Annotated in this window: 2 protein-coding genes; both read right to left on the bottom strand. The window is 32.5% G+C overall.

The genetic code is table 11. The annotated features are described in order from the left end of the window. Window positions 1-163: 163 nt before the first annotated feature. The gene (locus tag A5882_RS19565) at window positions 164-763 is read right to left on the bottom strand and encodes a hypothetical protein (protein WP_086373601.1); all 600 of its coding nucleotides are present in this window, start codon (window positions 761-763) and stop codon (window positions 164-166) included. 187 nt (window positions 764-950) lie between these two features. Continuing rightward, window positions 951-1,223: DNA cytosine methyltransferase (locus A5882_RS19560; protein ID WP_176462079.1), on the bottom strand; the 273-nt coding region annotated here is incomplete at its 5' end.

Raw genomic sequence — 1,223 nt, 5'->3', positions numbered from 1 at the left:
TAGAAGGAAGTTCATCTTTTGATATAATCATTCCCTGTCTCTTATACACATCTAGATGTGTATAAGAGAACTCTATAGAAGGAAGTTCATCTTTTGATATAATCATTCCTTCATTATCAGCCTGAGTGGGGGAATCTCTATCAACCTTATCTATATACATCATCTAGATGTGTATAAGAGACAGTTTTCTGGTTGATTTATTTTTTATAGTAGTATTAGGTAACAATATAGCTCCATATTTTCTGGCTAAAGACATAGAAATGCTATTATTCTCAGATTTCTTATGGCTATCAAATGATGTACATAAAATTGTTGAGACTCGCTCTCTGATACGTTTTACAATAGTATATCCATCCAAGTCAATCCAACTTGAATGATCACTTAACTCAGTTGCTCTTAAATATGATTCAATATTTTCATAAGAAGTAAAATAGTCATCATGCATTCTTTGATCAGAGTTAGGAACAAAAAGTGCGAACATATAATTATCTTCCCCTAAGTCGAGATCTTTCTTTAGCCAAGAATTAATATCTGCAGAGTAGTTGAGAATCATTCCTGGTTTTCTAGTGTAGGCAATAATAGAGTGCCCGTATTCTCTTGATTTACTAGTTTTCCCACTACCAATAAATTTTAAAGGACTTGGTAAATTGTTTGGTGCATACATTTCTAATTGTTTACTGCTTACTATTTTGTATGCAAGATATCCAACAGGAATTTTCATGTTAGGTGTTATCGATCGGAAATTTGAGACTTCTTTTACCACTATTCCTTGTTCGTCATCTCCTATTTTTCGAGATGCTGCTTCATAAAGAGAACGAAAATTAGCAAATGTTGGTGCGAACTCAATTGGAGAAATACGCTGTCCATTTACTTCTGTCTCTTATACACATCTAGATGTGTATAAGAGACAGGTTTTTTAACCCATCATATTTACTATCGACATAATTCATTTAGTTTCCCCTCATCTCTTTATCAATTTTAATAATTAACTCAAATATACTTTCCAATATAGGAACAACAATAGAATTGCCTGCCATTCTATACAGATGCGAATCACTAAAGAAAACATCATGTTCTTTATTAAATGTTTTCAATCTTTCGAATTTCTGTTCGGGAAATCCCATTAATAAAAAACATTCACGAGGGGTAAGATACCGCATTGTGTCATTACCATTAATTCCATCATATAAGATCACACCAGCATTAGGATTTCTATCCTGTTT

The sequence above is a fragment of the Enterococcus sp. 4E1_DIV0656 genome (assembly GCF_002140695.1).
In the GTDB taxonomy this organism is placed as follows: Bacteria; Bacillota; Bacilli; order Lactobacillales; family Enterococcaceae; genus Enterococcus_D; species Enterococcus_D entomosocium.
The sequence above is the reverse complement of the archived record's forward strand: the minus strand, read 5'-3'. Positions and strand labels throughout refer to the sequence as shown.